The sequence below is a fragment of the Hymenobacter glacialis genome (assembly GCF_001816165.1).
In the GTDB taxonomy this organism is placed as follows: domain Bacteria; phylum Bacteroidota; class Bacteroidia; order Cytophagales; family Hymenobacteraceae; genus Hymenobacter; species Hymenobacter glacialis.
The window spans coordinates 148295-166240 of record NZ_MDZC01000046.1; the positions used below are offsets into that span (position 1 = coordinate 148295).

Here is a 17946-nt window from a genome sequence, read left to right on the forward strand (position 1 = left end):
TCAGAAAATAGTAACACACAAAAGCCGCGCAGGTGCGCACGGCAGGCTGCAAAATTACACACCAACGCCCGGGCTAAAAGTCAACCCGGCCACGGAGGGCGCAAACCTATAGGAAATAACTGTTCAGCAAGCGAATTAGTGCCCATGAAAAACACGCCCCCTCCTTTCGGGAATCGCAGAAATTTCAGTTCAGCATAACTTCTATACATTAGTGCAAGTATAAAAACCCAAATAGCCGGCTTCGGCAATAATCTCTCATCCACTACTAATTCAAACACCCCCGGGTATGGCTGACCATTCTATTACTTCCGAAAACAATGGCCTGCGCATTGGCATTATCACGGCCCTAGCGCTGATGGCATACACCGGAATTGCCGCGTTGGCGGGGTTTCTGGATAAAATTGAGGCCGGCACGCTCGATATATTTATACTCATTGCTGGCGTAGTGATGGCCATTAAGCGCATGAAAAAGGCGCGGGGCAACCGCCTCTCGTACTTTCAGGGCTTCGGCACCGGCATCATTACCGCGCTGGTTGCTTCGGTGATGCTGGCAGCCTTCTTCTGGCTATTGGGCGGTTTAAGCCAAGGTGTAGTGGGCTCGGTGGAGCGCATTCAGGCCCGCGACCTATTTGGCGCCGACTTGGGCATTCTTATCGGCGGCCTCGGCATCATTTTGCTGGGAACCATGACGGGGGTTATCACCTCGCTGGTGGCCATGCAATACTTCAAGAGCCCCGACCACCAGCCGGTGACCAGTCTCGACTAGTTCTACTTATATATTGGTAATGTTTCATAAAAAGAGGCCCTAAAGGGCCTCTTTTTATGAATAGTAAATCAAGTCATTACCACTATATGTATAAAAAAAAGTAGAGAAAACAGAAACTATCCGTTATCTTGCCAGCGTTAAACAGAAACACCCTTCAGGTGCTCTTACTAATGTTTTGCTCGATATGCTCAAAGCCATATTTACGTCCCTAACGCTCCTCTTCGCTTTAAGCTCATTTTCCGCCCACGCGCAAATGGCCGACCGGCTGTCGGAGCACCCCACTTTCAACAGCGGTGCCAAGCACAAAAAAGGCGGCGACGACGCGGTGGCCATGACCCGGGAAATGACCAACCGCCTGCACCTGAATGAAGGCCAGTTTCTTAACCTACTCCCCCTGAATCGCACCAAGCTGGTTGGGCTCAAAAGCATCAACCGCGAGTACCGGAACGACGGGGCTACCCGCGCCGCCAAGATTGCGGAGCTGGAAGCCCAGTATGAGCAGGAATGCAGCCGCATTCTGACGCCCTCGCAGCTTAGTCAGCTGCAAAGCGAGCAGCCGGGCAGTACCCCCACCGGTTCCGGTAACGGACTTGGCTAAACAAATACAACGTAATAAAAAGGCCCGTCATTTACTTGAGGGGCCTTTTTTATTTGCCAATGCCCAGCGTGAGCGGGTCGGACAGGACTTCTGTGACGGTGCCGATGGGGCCAAAGCGCAGGCTGAGGCTGGGGGAGCCGGAGCGGGTCCGGCGGCCCTGGCAATGGGTACCCGGTTCCAGGTAGTAATAATATACTTTCTCGGTGCCGGCGCGCAGCTCTTCTTCGTCTGGCGGGCCCAGTAGGGCGGTTACGTCGTTGGCGCGGGCTTCATAAAGCAGTTCTTTGTGGAGGAGCAGGGCCGGCAGCACCGTGCGGCGCTGGTTGCGGCAGGCGTGGGGGTCGTTGCGCCACGTTTCAGCATCAAAGCCCGGTACCTCCTTTAGGGCATGGCCGCAGCCGCCCAGCAGCGCACCCAGCGAAAAGAACAGCGCCAGGCGCCAGGTGGAAGCAGGTAATAACGGATTTGACATTAGATTAAGGAAAAAATAGCACCGGGCAGGTGACGAGCCGACGAAGCTAAGCACTAATTTTGTCCCACTTGTGTATACAGCTGAACTCCGATTTGCTCAAAGCACGCATTAGATAAATATGTCCTTTTCCCCTGTCAAGGTTTTTCTGCTGGGCTTGTTGGTTATCGGCTTGTTGCCCAGCCAGCAGGCGGCCGCCCAGAACGTGCCTTCCCAAGCCCTGCCTACGTTGCCGCCCGCGGCACGCCGGGCATATTTCCAAGCTGCGTTTGAGCAGCGGGCCGCCCAGCTATATGCCAAACTGGGCCTCGCAGCGGCAGGGCTGTCGCTGGACGTGTTCCGAAAGGGGCTGGTGGGGTACTACAACCTGCGCCCGGCAGGCCAGGGCGCCGCTGCGCCGCCCGTGCTCACCCTCATCGACTTTAGCCGCCCCAGCAGCCTCAAAAGGCTGTGGGTAATAAACGTGGAGCAGGGCAAGGTCTTGTTTCATACCCTGGTGGCGCACGGCAAAGCCAGTGGCGCCAATGTTCCGATGACGTTTTCAAACAAAAACGGGTCGGAGATGAGCAGCCTGGGTTTTTACCTCACCGCGCCCACCACTTATACCGGCAAGCACGGCCTTTCGCTACGCCTTGAGGGCATGGACCCCGGCTATAACACCAACGCCGAGAGCCGCGCCGTGGTAGTGCACGGGGCCGACTACGTGTGCCAGGACTTTGTGGAGGCCCATGGGCGCCTGGGCCGCAGCCAGGGCTGTCCGGCCCTGCCGCTGGCCGAAACCACAGCCATTGTAAAAGCCATTAAGGGCGGGAGCGTGCTCTTTCTGCACGGGCCCAAAGGGGTGAAGTACAGTTCTCAGTGGCTGAATGTGGACACGGCAGTATCGTCATTTGCCGGGATGCACTAGCCTGTCAGTCGCTGGCTGTCAGTAGTTAGTAGGTATGCTGCGCCTCTTTTGATGATAGTAAAGGGGTGACGGACTACCTGTGCACTCGTCAACGACCACGTAAAAAGTAGCGTCAGGAGAATAACCAGACCGCAGGGCGCGCGTTAAAAGCCGTAGAGCCCGAGCGGGTGACAGTTGTCACGACGCGGGGGCTTGCTCACTCATATTATTCTCCTTTCCCATGCGACTCAATCTCCGTTTCATCATTGCCATAGTCGTGGCGGCGGTGTCTCTGTTCGGTTACTATTTCAACACCTCCAAAAACGAAGTGACCGGCGAAACCCAGCACGTCAGCATGACGGCTGAACAGGAAATAGCCCTCGGCTTGCAAGCCGCGCCTTCTATGGCGGCCCAGTATGGCGGCCTCAGTCCCAATGCCCAGGCCCGGGCCGCGGTGCAGCAGGTGGGCGATAAGATTATTGCGAGCACCAAAGCCAGCCAGTCGCCCTACAAATTTCAGTTTCACCTGCTGGCCGATGACCAGACCGTGAACGCGTTTGCGCTGCCCGGCGGGCAGGTGTTCATCACCCAGGGCCTGCTGAAAAACCTGAAAACCGAAGCCCAGCTGGCTGGCGTGCTGGCCCACGAAATAGGCCACGTAGTGGGCCGCCACTCGGCCGCGCAGGTGGCCAAATCCAACCTGACGCAAGGGCTGGCCGGGGCCGCCACCATTGCTTCCTATGACCCCAACAGCCCCGGCAGTTCGGTGGCCAAAGCCGCTGTTGCGGCGGCTATTGCCAAGGTAATCGGCATGCGCTTTAGCCGCAACGACGAGCTGGAAGCCGACAAGATAGCCGTGGACTTTACCCCGCAGGCTGGCTACGACCCCCGCGCCATGATTGAGGTGATGAACATTCTGGCCCGCGCCGGTGGCAGGAGCTCAACCCCCGAATTTCTGAGCACTCACCCCGACCCAGGCAACCGCATCGGAGAGCTTGAAAAAGAAATTGCGGCCGATTTCCCGCAAGGCGTTCCAGCAGGGCTCAAGCAGTAAGCCCACCGATTTTGTTTACGTGTTTCAAGTCAGCAAAAAAAGGCCGCTCGATGGAGCGGCCTTTTTTTGCTGATTGTTATTTGGAGTCAAAAGAACTGCTCCGGAATCGTGCACAAAATCCGTGAAATCCGGATGAGTCCGAGCCAATCCGTGGTCAAAAGTTGGGAGGGGTCAGGTTTTTAAAGTGGCCATTGAGCCGCACCCGCTCCTTTAGACGCTCGGTTTCGAGCACAACGGGCAGGATGGTGTCGAGGTGGTCGCGGACCATTTCCTGGCGTTCCTGCTCGCTGGTAGTGGCCAGTAGCTGGTATTCCTGTTCGGTGCTGAAGCCGATGTGATGCGCTACGTCGAAAATGCAGTAGTCGGGCGCCAGCTCCAGCAGCAGCTTGCGCAGGCCCAGTGCTTCGTAGAGCTGCCGTACTTGCTTGGTGATAATTACGCGCAGCACGGGGTCGGCCTCGTCGTCCTGCACCACGTCTTCAATCTGCCCGCCCGCGTAAAGCTTGCCAGGGGCCTGGCGGTAAAATTTATTGATACGGAACACCCCCACGGCTTTGCTGCGAATGTCCAGCTCGCCGCTGGAATACGTTTGCTCCACGCTCAGCAGACGCATTTCGGTGCCCAGCTCACTGAGCGTATTGTCGAGGAAGGGCGGGATGCCGAAGGTGGTATTTTGTTCGATGCACTCGCGCACGAGCTGGCGGTAGCGGGGCTCAAAGATGTGAAGATTAAGCTTTTCGCCGGGAAAAACCACCAAGTTGAGTGGAAACAGCGGTAACATGCGCGGCATAGTAAATGACTTAGAGAATATAGCACTTAGGGTAGCAACAAGTTGGGGGCCCGGTTGGGTTTGGCGCCGCCGGGCCGCCGGGCCGCCGGGCAGGAAACCTGCCGAAAGGTAGGAGTGAATGGCCAAACCCCGCCCATCGCGCTACTTTTGCCCCAATGGCCGCTGCTCCCCTTATTCCCTCCCTATCTGAACTGCTCAAAAAAGCCAGCCGGTTGTTGCTGCAAGTCTCAGCCGCGCTGTTTTTGACTTCCGTGGCTTGGGTGCTGGCCTACCGGTGGGTGCCGCCGCCCGCTACCTGGCTTATGCTGGAGCGCCGTGCACACGCGCCCGTGGGCAATGGCTACTCGGGCATTCAGCAGGACAGCCGGCACATCCGTTACCAGTTCCGCACCCTCGACGAAGTGGCCCCCGCCGTGCCCCTGGCCCTGGTAGCGGCCGAAGACCAGCGCTTTCTGCTCCACCGCGGGTTCGACTTTGATGCCATGGCCAAGGCGGCCAGGCGCAACTGGAACGGCGACGGCACCCACATTGTGGGCGGCAGCACCATCTCCCAGCAGGTGGCCAAAAACGTGTTTTTGTGGCACGGCCGCAGCTACGTGCGCAAAGCGGCCGAAGCCTACTTCACAGTGCTCATTGAGTTCATGTGGAACAAGCGCCGCATCATGGAAATGTACCTCAACGTAGCCGAGATGGGCGACTGCACCTTTGGCGTGGAAGCGGCCAGCCAGCGCTATTTCGGTAAGTCGGCCAGCAAGGTGACCCCGGCCGAAGCGGCGTTGCTGGCGGGCGTGCTGCCCAACCCGCTCCGGTTCCGGGCCTCCAATCCGGGGCCAGTGGCGCGGGCCAAGCAGCGGCGCGTGCTGCGCAACATGCGCCGCCTGGGGGGCACCACTTACGTTAATACGTTATTAAAAAACTAACCATGCGTAGTATCCAGCAAGTTGGAAGTAAAGCAGCGCTCCTGGGGCTGTTGGTTGGGGCACAGGCCTGTGCGGTAGCTACAGGACCGGGCACTGGCGCCTCAGCCCGCGACCAGGCCGCAGTAGCCGGCATCCGCACGGTACTCACCACTCAAACCGCCGCCTGGAACCGGGGCGATATTCCTGGCTTCATGCAGGGGTACTGGAAGTCCGACTCGCTCGTTTTTATCGGCAGGAAGGGCCCGACCTACGGCTGGCAGCAAACCCTGGACAACTACCAAAAAAGCTACCCCGACGCGGCCACCATGGGTCAGCTCGATTTTAGCGGGTTGCGCATCAGCCTGCTGGCTCCCAACGCGGCCCAGGTAGTGGGGCGGTGGCATCTGGCCCGGCCTAGTGCGGGCGACGTACAGGGCCATTTCCTGCTGGTAATGCGCCAGATTGGCGGCCAATGGGTGGTAGCGGCCGACCACACCAATAGTGATTAACGGCTAAACCGGCTCTTCCTCGGGGGCTTCTGTTTTCTGGTTGATAATCAACCCGAGGCTGGCTGCATGGGCCGCGGCGGTGGCGTAGTCCGGCACCAACAGCATGGGCACGCCCTCGGTTTTAAGCTCTTCGGTGACGGGGCCCACCAGGAGGGCGCGGGCGGGCACCTGCACATCGCGGATGTAGATGGCGTGAATGCGCCCGGGATGGCGACGCACCACCTCGCGGTAGATGCGGGCATCCTCCTGGCCGCTGTCGCCGAGTAGCACGAAGGGCAGGGCAGGGTACGTGTTAAGCACGTTGTCGATTTCGTGCAGCTTGTGCGCAAAGTGGATGGCGGCCGCGGCCGTGACGCCCGTGAGCGTGGGCGTTTTGGGGCGGGCAATGCCCAGGTCGCGCAGCAGCAGCGGGCCGGGCGGCATCTCGTGGATGCTCATAAACTCTTCCAGCACGTCGTACAGGTTCCAGGGGCTGCTGCTGACGTAGAAAAACGGGTTGTCGGGCTCGCCGGTGCGGCCGCGCTGCAGGCGCCGGTAGAAGTCGGCCACGCCCACAAAGGGCAGTTTGGAATGCGCGTTGCTGAGCAGGGTGCGGGCCAGCATTTTGATGATGTTAGTTGCGCTGGTTTCAAAGACCGTGTCGTCGATGTCGCTGATGATGCCGAATTCGGCACCAAAGGGCGGTACCAGCACCTTGGCCGTGGCCTGCACCAGCAGCTGCGGCACTTGGAAGGCCCGCGGCAGCCGCGACACCCGCACCGGCACCGGATACCAGAGATAGGCCACGGGTGGGGGCAGGGCATGGGGCTCGATGATGAGGGTAAAGTAGCCTTCGTCATCGGTGGTGACGAGGTGCTGGCTGCCATCGGGAAGCTCGGCCACGAGGTCGGCCCCGGCCACTTCGCGGCTGTTGAAGCGCCGCACCATGCTCCGGAAGTTCTGCCAACGCGTGTCGGTTGCGGTTTGGGTGGGCAAGCCACGGTCGGCTAGCAGGCGGCCTTTAATGTAGAATTTCGTGCTGGTGCCGTAGCTGCGGTACGCGTCGAGCTGCAGGGGCCGCAACTGGCCGGCGCGGGCCCGGAAGCGGGTGAGCAAGTGGTCAGACCATTCGTTGATAGTGGAAAGGGCATCGAGCAGCTTCATGCCGCAAACCTACGGCTGAGCGGCCGCACTGCGTAAAAATGGCCGTTTAAGCGCGCCTTCCGTAGAATGCGCTCGCCCGCTGAAGCCGATGCGGGACCATTTGCCCTACCCATGCCTGCTGCCACCGCTCCGCGCCCCAAAACCCGCAAAAAAACCCTCGTTCCGCAGGATGAGGCCCACATTGTCTATAAAGACCCCGCCCGCCAGGCCCAGATGGCCGGCCTGCGCTACGCCACCGACGCCGGCACCGGCATCAGTCGAAAAGCCACCAGAACCGGCAGTTACGTGTTTCACGATGCGCACGGGGAAAAAATTGCAGACGAAAAAACGCTGGCTCGCATCAAGAGCTACGTCATTCCGCCGGCCTGGACCGAGGTGTGGATTTCGCCCTCGGACACGGCTCACTTGCAGGTGACCGGGCGCGACACCCTGGGCCGCAAGCAGTACCGCTACCACCCGGCCTGGGACGAAATGCGCAGCCTCACCAAGTTCTCGCGGCTGCGCACCTTCGGCGAAAAGCTGGCCGAGCTGCGGGCCCAACTTCAAAAAGACCTGCGCCGCCCGGCCCTGGACCGGGAAAAAGTGGTGGCGCTGGTGCTCACCCTCATGGACCAGTCGTTTATTCGGGTGGGCAACAAGGAGTACGCCAAGAAGAACAAGAGCTACGGCCTCACCACGTTGCGCGATAGCCACGTGGCCATAGACGGCGCCGATGTTAACTTCTCCTTCGTGGGGAAAAAAGGGGTGGCGCACGATGTGACCCTGAGTGATGCCCGCTTGGCCCGGCTGGTGCGCAAGTGCAAGGAAATTCCCGGCCAGCACCTGTTTCAATACTACTCCACTGACGGGCAGCGCCATGCCCTGGAATCGGGCGATGTGAACGAGTATTTGCAGCGCCACAGTGGCATGGCCCTCTCGGCCAAAGACTTCCGTACCTGGGGAGGCACTGTGAAAATGGTGGAATGCCTGGAAAGCGTGCTGCGGGAAGAGCCCGAGCTGGCTCCCGATAAAGTGGTTAAGAAAGCCGTGAAAGGGGTAGCCAGCGGGCTGGGAAACACGCCCACGGTCTGCTCGAAATACTACATTCACCCGCAAGTGGTGGAGCTATTCAAATCGGGCCAACTAGTTGATTACCTGCGCGAGCACGACGCCGAACCAGGCACCGCCCACATGCTTTCGCCAACGGAGCGCCTGGTGCTAAAGATGCTGAATAAGGCAGCTTAAGTACTCGTGCAGAAGTAAGCGTACTGAATTTAGAACGTCATGCTCATCTGGCGTCCGCGCAGCCGAAGCATCTCTACCGCATTAGTAAACTGATTGCTTACGCGGTAGAGATGCTTCGGCAAGCGGACGCCAGATGAGCATGACCGCCTTTTTTGCTACGGTTAAGTACGAATGCAGAAGTAAGCGTATGCTCTGGTCTGACCGCCCTAGGCGGTCTGACCGGTCGTCGTCAGACCGAAATTGCTGGTGCTTCAACCGGTCAGACCGCCCAGGGCGGTCAGACCAGTAGGCCCGAATCGAATACGGCTACTTATGCGCCAGTACTTAAATTCGCTCTCCCGGTCCTTTTACTCTTCCTCTGTCCGGTCATAGGCCAGGCGCTTTTTTGGAGGCAGGGAAGGGCGCGGCGCACCAGCAGCCTGTAGGTCCGAGGCGACATCAAAAAGCTTCAGGCCACGCTTGCTGCCGGCAAGCTGAAGGCGGTCGGTTCCTTCACCGCCATAAATAAGCAGTGGAATGAGGTTGCGGCCGTCGCCACTGATTTCAAAAACATCCGCTCCGCCTAGGCTTTCCAGCGTCAGATTCTTGGTTTCGGCGGAATAGTAGGTGTGCTGAAAATGCAGGGAGTCGCCACCCGTGATTTTGGCCCGGGCTGCGGAAAATATTTGCACCGTGGTTGAGTCCGGGTAGCGCTGCACCACAAACCGCTCGGGCAGGGCTGTGCCGCCCAGCACGGGCTTGCGGGCCAGTTCTAGGTAGTAGGCTTCGGCAAACTGAGGCAGCGTCTGGCGGCGGGCCTTGAGCCTGGCAACTATGCCGCGGCCTTCCAAGGCATACACCGCCGGGGGCAGGCGGCGTATGGCCCGCTCAATGGTCGTATCGGATAACCGGCGCTGCAAGTCCGCGGCTACGCGCCTAAAGTCGGCGCGGGTGAGGCGTGCCAGACCGCGCTGGTCAATGAAGTGGGCCTGGTTCAGCAGGCCGGGCACGTAGCCGAATTCGCGCTTAAAGGTGTGAAACTGGGGCGCTATGAAGGGCCGGCTGGCCAGCCACGGCACCAGCCCGTCATCGAAACGGAAATAAACCTGGTCCCGGTCTTTGGGAATGGCCTGGTAGCGCACCCGGCCATCGGGCTGCTTGAATTCGGCCCAGTCCCATTGCCCTTCGTGCCGGTCCCAATCGCCGAGCCACGCATCGAGCAGGCGCGCACGTAAAAACGAGGGCTGGTCGATGCGATGCGCCGGGGACGCGTATACCGCTGCCAGCATCTCCTCACTGGAAACAAAGCCGCTGGCCCCGGACAGGTCCGGTGTGCGGGAGGATAGCGCCACAAACTTCTCCTCTAGCAGCGCCAGTTTGCCCTGAAAACGCTCCGACATGCTGCCCAAGCCGGTTTCGTCCGGGCGCACGTACACCAGGCGGGGACGGGTGTGGGGCACGCCCGCAGCGCGGGCAAGCGGAGGCACGGTAAACGCGCCGTAGGGCATCGCCGCCGAGGTAGCATCGCGCACCACGTTCAGCACAATCGTGTGCCGCAGGGCTTTGGGAAGGGTTTTGCTGGGCTCTTTGTCTAGGGCACGAAGGGCGTATTCGCGCTCCTGCGGGCCCTCCAGGGTCATGCTGATGCTTTGGTAGCCGCCACCGGGCTTGCCGGCTTTAAGGCCGCCGGGCACGACGGTGGCCAGGTGCAGCACCGGCGCCGTGACGGGAGCTGCCCATACACCGCGGTAGTGCTTGCCCCAAAACAGGTGGTGGAATTTAGAACGGTCGTTGTATTGGCGGCCTGCTACGCCCAATACGCTGTCGGTGGCTGGAGCCAAGGCCCCGTCACTGCCCGCTCCAACGCGCGCATCGGACTGAAAATAATTGCGCCGGACACAGCCGGTAGCCATCAAACCCAGCCCCAATACCACAAGGCAGGCGCGAAAAGTGGGTGGTTGAGCAGAAAATAGAGACATCCGAAGGAGCAGGTGAGCAAATTTGGGCTTTTAACGCAAATCACGACCAAAAGTCGACCAATGCCCAACCTAGCACCATAACCATTCGCCTTCCATTTGCGGTATAGGCAGGGCAATGCTTGCGGTAGCAACAATGTGTATGGTGCCAAAAATGGCTAAGTGCCAGCATCACATTCTCCAGAGCGGGGGGTGATATAGAAATGAATTGTCAGTTAATAGAAAATTAATTGACTAATAGGTAATTGATTATGTCAGGATTATTGCAAATAAAAGCTGGCCGTTGGGGTGGGTTGGTTTGCGCGCTCGCATTGCTCCCAATGGCTAGCAACGGCCAACAAACCACCCGAAGCGTACCAACCCAATGGGCGCCAGATTCGGCCACCGTGCGCCGCGCGGCCGGCCCCGAATACGACCGGGGTGCCGTGTGGCGTTTTTTCTGGGGCCAGCATTACCGGAATATCTGGGCCACGCCAGTTACGGCACCGGTGCTGCACCTGGCTACGGCCGTGCCCGGCGGAATGGTGCCGCTGCAAGCCGGGGGCAGCTACCAAACCCGCAGCCTGCGCCTGCGCGCGGCCAATGGGCAGGAGTACGTGCTACGGTCCGTCGACAAGGATGCCAGCGCCGCGTTCACCACCAATTGGCAGCGCAAGCTCCTGGGGGGCCTCATGAAGGACCAAACCAGCGTGGCCCTACCTTATGGGGCCTACGTGGCCGCCCAACTGGCAGAAGCTGCAGGGGTGTACCACACCAACCCCCGGCTGGTTTTCTTGGCCGATGACCCGGCACTGGGTGAGTTCCGGGCGGCATACGCCAACGACTTGTACTTGCTGGAAGAGCGGCCCGATGGTGACCAAACCGCCGTGGCCAGTTTCGGGCGTTCGCCCGCCGTGCAAAGCACCGGCAAGATGCTGGCCGCTGTTCATCAGCGCCCCAATGCCCAGGTAGACCCGCGGGCGTACCTGCGGGCGCGCCTGCTCGATGTGTGGCTGGGCGACTGGAGCCGCCGCGAAGACCAATGGCGCTGGGCCAGCTTCACCAAGGCAGACCAACTCACTTACCGCCCCATTCCACGCGACCGTGACCAGGCCTTTTTTCTCTTCAATGATGGGTTTATAACCCGCATCGTATCCTGGTTCGTGCCAAAGTACCAGAGTTTCAATGCGCGCATTCGACCCGGTGCCATTGATGGCCTCACTGCCACGGCGCGTGCCCTCGACCGCACTTTGCTGGGCACGCTTAGTGCCGAAGACTTCCGGCAGGTGGCCGACTCCATGCGGCTGCGGCTGACGGATGCGGCCATTTCCCGCGCCTTTACAGCGGGCCCGCCCGAAACCCGCGCCACCATCGCGGCCCATTTTGAGCCCTTGTTGCGCGCCCGCCGCGAGCAGCTGCCCGAAGTAGCGCGGAATTATTACCTGCTTCTGGCCCAGGATGCATGGGTAGTGGGTACCGACCAAGCCGAGCATTTTGTGCTCAGCGAGGATACCCAGGGCCATTTGCGTGTGAAGATGTTCGCGCAGCGGCCCAATCAGGCCGACAGTCTGGTAACCGAACGGGTCTATAACCGTCGTGAAACCTCCTCGGTGAGTTTGTTCGGGTTAGCGGGCGATGACATCTTCGAGTTTATTGCTCCAAATAAATCTGGCGTGGCGGTGCATGTTTTCGAAGGCGAGGGCCGCAACCAGCTGCGTAGTCCCAGTCAAATCAATGCCGGTGAAGCTGGCATTACCTGGCACAGCAGGCCCGGCGGAACCGCTATAAGTGCGAAAAAAGGTATCAAAGCAAAGGTCGATTCCGACACTTCTACAACCAGCAACGCCAAAAGTTGGTTGAAGCGCTTCGAGCTTTAGGCGCGGGCAGTGGCAAGCAACCCCGCCAGCGGGTCTTGGCCATCAAGCGTGCCCTGGCTGTCCAGGACCTGGAACCGCGCAAACAATTCTTCGCCGTACCATTTCTCGCTGCGCGTGAGTTTGATAACTTCCCGGTGGCGCACGTCGCGGTAAGCATATTCCTGCATGGCCTGCGCCGACTCCCACACGCTGAAAGTGGCCTGCCTCACCACCGGCAGCTCGCCCAGCCCAATAGCGGCGCGCACGCCTACGGCCTGCGCCAGCGCCGCGCTGGTGGGCTCCACAAACTGCCAGAAGCGCGGCGTTTTGCGCAGCCGAATGCTGGCGCGCGTGAGTACCGCCACGGGCGCATTCTCGGTGCCTGAACTGTCGTTGGGGTAGTCAAAAGGCGCTTTGCCGTCCCAGAGTCCGTGCGATTTCAGCGGGGCCAACTGAAGCGTCCACAGCTCGGTACTGCGCTGGCGGTAGGTGGCCCACAGCGGGTGCTGCACAAAAAAGGCGGCGGCCGCAGCGGCATCGTCCCACACGGCCATGAAGCCGTAGCGGTCCAGGTTGGGCCACAGGCCAAACCCATTGGCTGCTCCGCTGCCCAGCAGCTTAAAGAATTGCAGGCCCGGCACCCGCTTCAGAGCAGGCGGGGAGGTGCCCATCTGGGCGAGGCCCCAGCGTTTGTTGCCGGGCTTGAGGGTGAATACGGTGAGGGTAGTGAGCAACGTGAGAGTAGCTTTAACTGGAACGGCAGCGCCGTAAAGTGAGTAGATGCGGCCATAAACAAACCGAGCCAAAAGGCCGCTTGTTCAGGGCACCTTTCGGCTCGGCAATCTTAATCAGCAAGGCAAACCAGCTGCAGCCCTGCGGCGCCAGCTAACGTTTACCGCACCAACTTACTTGGGCTGCACTTGGGCGTGCTCGTTCACGTCGTCGTCCTTGCTGCGCTCTCCGGTTACCACGGCGCGAACGTAAGCATAGGCCTGGCTGAGGAGGCTGCTGGGCGAGTCCCAGTATTCGGCCTTGTCGATGGTGACTTTCAGAATGTTGATGCGCGGGTCGTCTTTGCCCTTAGGAAACCAGCCACGCATGGGCTCGCTCCACAGTTCGTCTATTTGGGCCTGGTCGCGGTAGGCGTTGGCCTTGCCCGATACCGAAACGTAGACGTTGCTGCCGGGGTCGGAGTAATTGAGGTTTACCTGGCTGTCCTTTCTGATTTCGTATACCTTAGCCGACTCCGAATCGGTGAAGAAGTACAGGGCCTGGTCCTTGCCGGGCTGTATGGTAGCCATGGGGCGGCTGTGCAGGCTGCCATGCTCGTCGGTGGTGGTGAGCATGGCCATGCGCACTTCTTTGATTTTTTCGAAGAGCTGGCTCAGGTCGTGGGTGACGGGTGTCTTATCGGACATGGGAAAGGGAATTGGGAAGTGAAATCATGGGCGGGGCCGGGGTTAGCCGGTGGCTTGTTTGCTTACGGCGGCCCGCGGGCGGGGGTTGGGCACAATGCCGGCCCCAGCCCGTACTTTGCCCTCAATAATGAACTTTCTGGCCCATCTTTTCCTCTCCGGCTCCCCAGGCGCGGCCCGCTATGCCGACGTGCTGCTCGGCAACTTCATCGCCGACTCGGTGCCCGGCAAACAGCTGGAAAAGTACCCGCCCAACGTGCAAATCGGTATTCGCCTGCACCGGGCCATCGACACCTATACCGACCAGCACCCCGTAGTGCGCCGCGCCACCCAGCGGCTACGCACCGCCGGCTACGGCAAGTACGCCGGCGTGATTTCCGACATGTTTCTCGACCATTTTCTGGCCCGGCACTTTGGGAACTACACTCCCGAAATTCTCGCCGACTTTGCCCAGCGCATCTACCGCCAGCTCACGGCCCGCCAGCAGGAAATGCCGCTCCGCGTGCAGCACTTCCTACCCTACATGGTCACGCACAACTGGCTGCTGAGCTACGCTGAACTGGAGAGCATCACCCGGGCCCTGGGTGGCCTGAGCCGCCGGGCATCGCCGGGCTCTGGCATGGAAACGGCCGTAGTAGAGCTGGGAGCTAATTATGCTGCTTACGAAGCCGATTTTCTGGAGTATTTCCCGCAGCTACAGCAGCACGTAACCGAGATGTTAACGGTAAATAATTAGTGGTTAGTAGTTAGTGGTTAATGGTAAACGGTTAGTAAATAGAGGCAAATTGGAGGTAAAACCATCCACTGCACGCTGACCACTAACCGTTTACCAGTAACCACTTATCACTAAACTAGTGTTGGTGGCCGCCTTCGCCGTGGGCGTGGCCGTGGGCCAGCTCTTCGGCGGTGGCTTCGCGCACCTCCTGCACCTTGCCGGTAAAGTGCATTACCATGCCCGCCAGGGGGTGGTTGAAGTCCATTTGCACGGCCGTGTCGCCGATGCTCACCACCTTGGCCTGCATGTGGTTGCCTTCGTTGTCGGCCATGGGCAGAAAGTTGCCCACCTGCAGCATTTCGTCGTCCAGCTTGCCGTCGATGAGGAACACCTCCTTGGGGATTTCGACCAGCGCCTGCTCGTCGTACTCGCCGTAGGCCTGCTCCGGCGTGAGGCTGAATTGAAATTCATCACCAGTATTCTTGCCGTCGAGCTGGGCCTCAAATTCCTCGGGCAGGCCGCTGTGGCCAAAGAGGAAGACCATTGGCGCGTCAGCTTCGGCGGATTCGACCAATACTTTTTCCTGGTTTTCGTCGGTCACACTCAGGTCGTAGGTGATGGTGACAACTTGTTTATCGCTGATTTGCATTGATTTTATTAATTACGTTGATTTCTCTCTGCTGCTGACTAGCGTTGATTCTTTGGTTCGCGAAATCGACTTTAATGGTTTTGATAAACCTTTTAAATTGAAGACTCCGCTGGCCAAAGTTAATAAGCAGGCCTGTTTGGAGGCGGTAGGCCGTGAGATAGTTGATTATTTGGGCAAAGTGGTGGTCATCAATAACAGTTGTCGCTTTCAATTCAACTAGAATGACACTCGCTACTAGAAAATCAACGCGACGCGTGCCAACCTGATGGTTTAAGTAGAAAACGGGTCGCTCTATTTCCCGCTCGAAAACCAACCCCGCATTTTCCATTTCCAAAGCCAAGCTACGCTGATAAACCACCTCCGGAAACCCAGGGCCCAGAGCGGAATGTACCCGCATGGCGCAACCAATTATTACTTCTGTCAACTCCGAATGAGCATAACGCTTGTCAATCATCCCGCAACAACACGAGCCTAAAAGGCCCCGCAATCAAAAAAATCCAACAGGAAAAAATCAGCGAAATCAATTAAATCAACGTCAATCAGCGATTTCCCAAGCCGTACGGTAGCCGCCGATGCGCTCCACATACTCCAGCAGTTGCTTGAAAAAAGGGTTGGAGCTGAGCGTAGACGAGTCGCCTACCAGCAGCAGCTTGCGGCGAGCGCGGGTCATGCCCACGTTCATGCGGCGGATGTCGGAGAGGAAGCCGATATCGCCGTGGTTGTTGCTGCGGGTGAGGGAAATGGCGATGATGTCGCGCTCTTGGCCCTGAAACGAGTCCACGGTGCCCACGCTCAGCATGCGGTGCGCCATGAGGCCGTTGAGCTCGTCGTTTTCCTCAATGGCGTCCTTCAAATAGTTGATTTGGGCGCGGTAGGGGGCAATTACGCCAATGGTGAGCAGGTCTTCCTCGTGCTCCACTTGGTCGTAGGGTTCGAGTAGCTGGGCGAGGCGCTTGAGGAGCAGGTCGGCTTCTTCGGGGTTGGCGGTGGAGCGGCTTTCGGGGATGGTGATTTCCTGAAAGCCGAAGCCGGCCGTGTCGAGAAACTCCACCGGCAGGTCGGGGGCGAAGCTCAGGTCGTAGGCATCCAAGCCGGCGTGGCGCACGGTGTCGTGGGCAATGAGCTGGCCATCGTAGAATTGCTCCGAGCTGAATTCCATAATCTGCTCGTGCATGCGGTACTGCACCATAAGCATGCGGGCCGTGGCCGGCTGGCGCTTGATGCACTTTTCAAACAGCGTTTCGCGCAGGCCCTCGCGGGCTGCTTTTTCACTTTTCACGGTGGGCGGCAGCTGGTGGTGGTCGCCGGCCAGCACCACGCGCTTGGCCTTGGAAATGGGAATCCAGCAGCCCGGCTCCAGCGCCTGGGCGGCTTCGTCAATAAACACCGTTTCGTAGGTGAGGTGGCGAATGTTGCGGTTGCTGGCGCCCACCAGCGTGCAGGTTATCACCTGCACCGACTCCAACAAATCCTCGGTGATGTAGCGCTCCAAATCGTCGGCCTGCTGAAACAGCATCTTGGCCTCCTCCTTCAGCATGCGGCGTTGCTGCTGCTCCTCGTAGCCGAAGTTGCGCACGTGCTTGCTGGCGGTTTCGCGGTACTGGTCGGCAGTCTGGCGCATGGAGCGCATCTCGTTGTAGCTCTTGTGGGCCATTACTTGGGCATCGAGGGTGTGCTCGAGCAGCAGGTCCGACACGCGGCTGGGGTTGCCCATGCGGATGACGTTGACGCCGCGCTCGGCCAGCTTTTCGGTGAGCAGATCCACGGCCGTGTTGCTGGGCGCGCACACCAGCACGCGCCGCTCGCGCCGGATGGTTTCCAGAATGGCCTGGACCAGCGTGGTGGTTTTGCCCGTGCCAGGCGGGCCGTGAATGATGGCCACGTCCTGCGCCGCCAGCACGTGGCGCACCGCTGCCAGTTGGCTCTCGTTGAGCGGGCTGGGGTAGAACAGGTCGTCAGCTTTCTCCTCGCGGAAACGGGCTTCTTTGGCGCCCAGCAGCACGTCGCGCAGCTCGGCCAGCCGGTCGCCGTAGGCGCCCATCACCTTGCCCAGGGCGTAGTCCATCTCCCGGTAGCTCACCTCGTCAAAGGTCAGGTCGATGCCCATCTTGCCGCCGTCCAGCACCCAGTCGGGCAGGTCTTCCTTGTTGGTGGCGAGCAGCAGCTTGTTGCGCCGGACGCTGGTAATCACGCCGCTCAGCGTGGGCCGGTCCGTGGCCGAGCGGCCGGGGACGTTGCCAAAGAGCGAAGCGTTTTTGCCCACCTGAAACAGGTGCAGGCCCTGCTGGCCCGCCGGGCGCTCCAGTTCCAGCACCACTTTGCCCCCAAAGCCAATGTCTTCCTTGGTGATGGTGACGGGGTACCAGGTCAGGCCGCGCTGCTGGCGCTCGGCAATGCTGGCCTTGGCGTTTTTCAGCTTGAACTGCTCCAGGTCTTCCTTTTGCTCGAGCTGCATGAGGGCCTGAACGCGGCGCAGCTCTTTTTCAATGGCGTAAGGGTCGGTGGGGGTGAAGGTGAGGTCGGACAAAAGAATGCGGGTTGATTTCGTTGACTCGGTAACAACGAAATGGGTAATTGTAGTTTGCTTTTTTTTCTCTGAGTCACCAAATAGGTAAGCCAGCGGCGGCAGTAGCTTTCTTACGCAAAAAAGTCGTCTGGGTCCGCTTGGTTTAGGTACTTCTGCAGTTGTGGCAGGGAGCCGAAAAAGGGGTGGACGCAGGCCAAAAACTGGTCGGCAATTGCCTGATTAGGAGCATAAGCTACAAAAGTGTGGCCTCCTTCTTCAAACTCCAGCTCGTCCAGCAGCTCCGGCTGGTGCTCTTCAATAATGGTCTGAATGTGCTCGACCCACGATTCGGCGGTGCCGCCAAACCCGTAGTTCTGAAATAGAACATAGTATTCTTCCAGGCCGCCAACGTCGGCGAAAATGGCTAACTGGCGCTCGGGGGAAGTGGGCGGCGGCAGGGGCGCTACTTCAAAGGGAAAAGATGGGGACATGGGCTGATAACAGGCCTGAGATGGAAGCCAGGCTGGCTGGCA

The 17946-nt window shown here is 59.4% G+C and carries 19 protein-coding genes; 9 read left to right on the forward strand and 10 right to left on the reverse strand.

Annotated features, from left to right (window positions below; genetic code table 11):
• Positions 1-286 precede the first annotated feature (286 nt).
• Both BEN48_RS05160 and BEN48_RS05165 read left to right on the forward strand, forming a co-directional pair.
• Complete coding sequence (locus BEN48_RS05160) at positions 287-766, forward strand: DUF4199 domain-containing protein (protein WP_070733529.1); 480 nt, start codon at positions 287-289, stop codon at positions 764-766.
• Between the two features lie 253 nt (positions 767-1019).
• Complete coding sequence (locus BEN48_RS05165) at positions 1020-1364, forward strand: hypothetical protein (protein WP_125932486.1); 345 nt, start codon at positions 1020-1022, stop codon at positions 1362-1364.
• Between the two features lie 49 nt (positions 1365-1413).
• Here the strand turns inward: BEN48_RS05165 and BEN48_RS05170 are convergent, their stop codons facing one another.
• Positions 1414-1836 carry a hypothetical protein gene (locus BEN48_RS05170; protein ID WP_070733531.1) on the reverse strand — a complete coding sequence of 141 codons (423 nt, stop codon included), beginning with the start codon at positions 1834-1836 and terminating at the stop codon, positions 1414-1416.
• Positions 1837-1954: 118 nt separating this feature from the next.
• On the opposite strand from BEN48_RS05170, the gene BEN48_RS05175 reads away from it, so the two are divergent.
• Both BEN48_RS05175 and BEN48_RS05180 read left to right on the forward strand, forming a co-directional pair.
• A complete protein-coding gene (locus tag BEN48_RS05175) occupies positions 1955-2740 on the forward strand; it encodes a murein L,D-transpeptidase catalytic domain family protein (RefSeq protein ID WP_083320775.1) in 786 nt (261 codons plus the stop codon).
• A 220-nt stretch (positions 2741-2960) separates the two neighbouring features.
• Positions 2961-3773: a M48 family metalloprotease gene (locus tag BEN48_RS05180; RefSeq protein ID WP_070733532.1), complete on the forward strand. Its 813-nt coding sequence runs from the start codon at positions 2961-2963 to the stop codon at positions 3771-3773.
• A gap of 154 nt (positions 3774-3927) precedes the next feature.
• On the opposite strand, the gene BEN48_RS05185 is transcribed toward BEN48_RS05180, so the two are convergent.
• The gene (locus tag BEN48_RS05185) at positions 3928-4563 is read right to left on the reverse strand and encodes an LON peptidase substrate-binding domain-containing protein (RefSeq protein ID WP_070733533.1); all 636 of its coding nucleotides are present in this window, start codon (positions 4561-4563) and stop codon (positions 3928-3930) included.
• A 155-nt stretch (positions 4564-4718) separates the two neighbouring features.
• On the opposite strand from BEN48_RS05185, the gene mtgA reads away from it, so the two are divergent.
• Together mtgA and BEN48_RS05195 are read left to right on the forward strand one after the other, a co-directional pair.
• Positions 4719-5483, forward strand: a complete 765-nt coding sequence (mtgA, locus tag BEN48_RS05190) for a monofunctional biosynthetic peptidoglycan transglycosylase (RefSeq protein ID WP_070733534.1) — start codon at positions 4719-4721, stop codon at positions 5481-5483.
• Positions 5484-5485: 2 nt separating this feature from the next.
• On the forward strand, positions 5486-5971 hold the full coding sequence (locus tag BEN48_RS05195; RefSeq protein WP_083320776.1) for a YybH family protein: 486 nt from the start codon (positions 5486-5488) through the stop codon (positions 5969-5971).
• Between the two features lie 3 nt (positions 5972-5974).
• Here BEN48_RS05195 and BEN48_RS05200 read toward each other — a convergent pair whose 3' ends face one another.
• Entirely contained in the window at positions 5975-7114 is a 1140-nt protein-coding gene (locus BEN48_RS05200) for an App1 family protein (protein ID WP_070733535.1), read from the reverse strand.
• Positions 7115-7225: 111 nt separating this feature from the next.
• On the opposite strand from BEN48_RS05200, the gene BEN48_RS05205 reads away from it, so the two are divergent.
• A complete protein-coding gene (locus BEN48_RS05205; RefSeq protein ID WP_070733536.1) occupies positions 7226-8338 on the forward strand; it encodes a DNA topoisomerase IB in 1113 nt (370 codons plus the stop codon).
• Positions 8339-8685: 347 nt separating this feature from the next.
• Here BEN48_RS05205 and BEN48_RS05210 read toward each other — a convergent pair whose 3' ends face one another.
• Positions 8686-10296 (reverse strand): hypothetical protein, encoded by a 1611-nt coding sequence (locus BEN48_RS05210; protein WP_125932487.1) that lies wholly within the window; start codon positions 10294-10296, stop codon positions 8686-8688.
• A gap of 317 nt (positions 10297-10613) precedes the next feature.
• Between BEN48_RS05210 and BEN48_RS05215 the strand changes: the two genes are divergently transcribed.
• On the forward strand, positions 10614-12149 hold the full coding sequence (locus BEN48_RS05215; protein ID WP_070733538.1) for a hypothetical protein: 1536 nt from the start codon (positions 10614-10616) through the stop codon (positions 12147-12149).
• Here the strand turns inward: BEN48_RS05215 and BEN48_RS05220 are convergent.
• Together BEN48_RS05220 and BEN48_RS05225 are read right to left on the reverse strand one after the other, a co-directional pair.
• Positions 12146-12862 carry a spheroidene monooxygenase gene (locus tag BEN48_RS05220; RefSeq protein ID WP_241502182.1) on the reverse strand — a complete coding sequence of 239 codons (717 nt, stop codon included), beginning with the start codon at positions 12860-12862 and terminating at the stop codon, positions 12146-12148. The genes BEN48_RS05215 and BEN48_RS05220 overlap by 4 nt on opposite strands.
• Before the next feature lie 171 nt (positions 12863-13033).
• Positions 13034-13546, reverse strand: a complete 513-nt coding sequence (locus BEN48_RS05225; protein ID WP_070733539.1) for a pyridoxamine 5'-phosphate oxidase family protein — start codon at positions 13544-13546, stop codon at positions 13034-13036.
• A gap of 127 nt (positions 13547-13673) precedes the next feature.
• Between BEN48_RS05225 and BEN48_RS05230 the strand changes: the two genes are divergently transcribed.
• Complete coding sequence (locus BEN48_RS05230; RefSeq protein WP_070733540.1) at positions 13674-14279, forward strand: acyl carrier protein phosphodiesterase; 606 nt, start codon at positions 13674-13676, stop codon at positions 14277-14279.
• A 115-nt stretch (positions 14280-14394) separates the two neighbouring features.
• Here the strand turns inward: BEN48_RS05230 and BEN48_RS05235 are convergent, their stop codons facing one another.
• The 4 genes from BEN48_RS05235 to BEN48_RS05250 all read right to left on the reverse strand — a co-directional run bounded on the left by BEN48_RS05235 (position 14395) and on the right by BEN48_RS05250 (position 17904).
• Complete coding sequence (locus tag BEN48_RS05235; protein ID WP_070733541.1) at positions 14395-14907, reverse strand: FKBP-type peptidyl-prolyl cis-trans isomerase; 513 nt, start codon at positions 14905-14907, stop codon at positions 14395-14397.
• The gene (locus tag BEN48_RS05240) at positions 14891-15361 is read right to left on the reverse strand and encodes a GxxExxY protein (protein ID WP_070733542.1); all 471 of its coding nucleotides are present in this window, start codon (positions 15359-15361) and stop codon (positions 14891-14893) included. Before BEN48_RS05240 ends, BEN48_RS05235 begins: the two co-directional genes overlap by 17 nt.
• A gap of 81 nt (positions 15362-15442) precedes the next feature.
• Entirely contained in the window at positions 15443-17434 is a 1992-nt protein-coding gene (locus BEN48_RS05245; RefSeq protein ID WP_241502183.1) for an AAA domain-containing protein, read from the reverse strand.
• 110 nt (positions 17435-17544) lie between these two features.
• Positions 17545-17904, reverse strand: coding sequence for an Imm51 family immunity protein (locus BEN48_RS05250; protein WP_070733543.1), 360 nt, complete (start codon positions 17902-17904; stop codon positions 17545-17547).
• Between the last annotated feature and the right edge of the window lie 42 nt (positions 17905-17946).

Coding starts and splice junctions, on each gene's coding strand:
- BEN48_RS05235 (WP_070733541.1), bottom strand. CDS start 14,907: ATGCAAATCAGCGATAAACAAGTTGTCACCATCACCTACGACCTGAGT.
- BEN48_RS05180 (WP_070733532.1), top strand. CDS start 2,961: ATGCGACTCAATCTCCGTTTCATCATTGCCATAGTCGTGGCGGCGGTG.
- BEN48_RS05165 (WP_125932486.1), top strand. CDS start 1,020: ATGGCCGACCGGCTGTCGGAGCACCCCACTTTCAACAGCGGTGCCAAG.
- BEN48_RS05175 (WP_083320775.1), top strand. CDS start 1,955: ATGTCCTTTTCCCCTGTCAAGGTTTTTCTGCTGGGCTTGTTGGTTATC.
- BEN48_RS05230 (WP_070733540.1), top strand. CDS start 13,674: ATGAACTTTCTGGCCCATCTTTTCCTCTCCGGCTCCCCAGGCGCGGCC.
- BEN48_RS05250 (WP_070733543.1), bottom strand. CDS start 17,904: ATGTCCCCATCTTTTCCCTTTGAAGTAGCGCCCCTGCCGCCGCCCACT.
- BEN48_RS05205 (WP_070733536.1), top strand. CDS start 7,226: ATGCCTGCTGCCACCGCTCCGCGCCCCAAAACCCGCAAAAAAACCCTC.
- BEN48_RS05210 (WP_125932487.1), bottom strand. CDS start 10,296: ATGTCTCTATTTTCTGCTCAACCACCCACTTTTCGCGCCTGCCTTGTG.
- BEN48_RS05240 (WP_070733542.1), bottom strand. CDS start 15,361: ATGATTGACAAGCGTTATGCTCATTCGGAGTTGACAGAAGTAATAATT.
- mtgA (WP_070733534.1), top strand. CDS start 4,719: ATGGCCGCTGCTCCCCTTATTCCCTCCCTATCTGAACTGCTCAAAAAA.
- BEN48_RS05215 (WP_070733538.1), top strand. CDS start 10,614: ATGGCTAGCAACGGCCAACAAACCACCCGAAGCGTACCAACCCAATGG.
- BEN48_RS05185 (WP_070733533.1), bottom strand. CDS start 4,563: ATGCCGCGCATGTTACCGCTGTTTCCACTCAACTTGGTGGTTTTTCCC.
- BEN48_RS05160 (WP_070733529.1), top strand. CDS start 287: ATGGCTGACCATTCTATTACTTCCGAAAACAATGGCCTGCGCATTGGC.
- BEN48_RS05170 (WP_070733531.1), bottom strand. CDS start 1,836: ATGTCAAATCCGTTATTACCTGCTTCCACCTGGCGCCTGGCGCTGTTC.
- BEN48_RS05200 (WP_070733535.1), bottom strand. CDS start 7,114: ATGAAGCTGCTCGATGCCCTTTCCACTATCAACGAATGGTCTGACCAC.
- BEN48_RS05225 (WP_070733539.1), bottom strand. CDS start 13,546: ATGTCCGATAAGACACCCGTCACCCACGACCTGAGCCAGCTCTTCGAA.
- BEN48_RS05195 (WP_083320776.1), top strand. CDS start 5,486: ATGCGTAGTATCCAGCAAGTTGGAAGTAAAGCAGCGCTCCTGGGGCTG.